1 pseudogene is annotated in these 353 nt (G+C 68.8%); it reads left to right on the top strand.

Features of this window, described 5'->3' with window-relative positions:
- Positions 1-97: 97 nt before the first annotated feature.
- A pseudogene (locus tag KQX66_RS36780) lies at positions 98-353 on the top strand (hypothetical protein); the annotation flags it as partial.

The raw sequence follows: 353 nt of genomic DNA, 5'->3' as shown, positions 1-353 counted from the left end.
ACATCGGGCTGGCGTCTGCCGCCGCGGTGGTGATGATCCTGGTCGCAGGCCTGCTCGCCCTGGTTTACGCCGCCTCGCTGCTCAAGGGGGCTGGTCGATGATCCGGATCATCGCCGCCTTCGGGCTCTGTGCGCTCTCGCTGATCCCGCTCGTCTGGATGGTCGCGACCTCGCTCAAGCCGCCGGCCGAATATGTCTCGACCTCGATCGCGCTCTGGCCACAGGATCCGACGCTGGCGCATTACCGCGTCTTGCTCGATGGCGGGATATGGCGGCTCGGGCTCAACAGCGTCGTGGTGGCGCTCGGCACGGTCGGCCTGTCGCTGCTGGCCGGCCTGCCGGCGGCCTATGCGC

Source organism: Paenibacillus oleatilyticus, assembly GCF_018998565.1.
Lineage (GTDB): Bacteria > Bacillota > Bacilli > Paenibacillales > NBRC-103111 > Paenibacillus_G > Paenibacillus_G oleatilyticus.
This window is presented reverse-complemented; position numbering and strand designations above follow the sequence as displayed.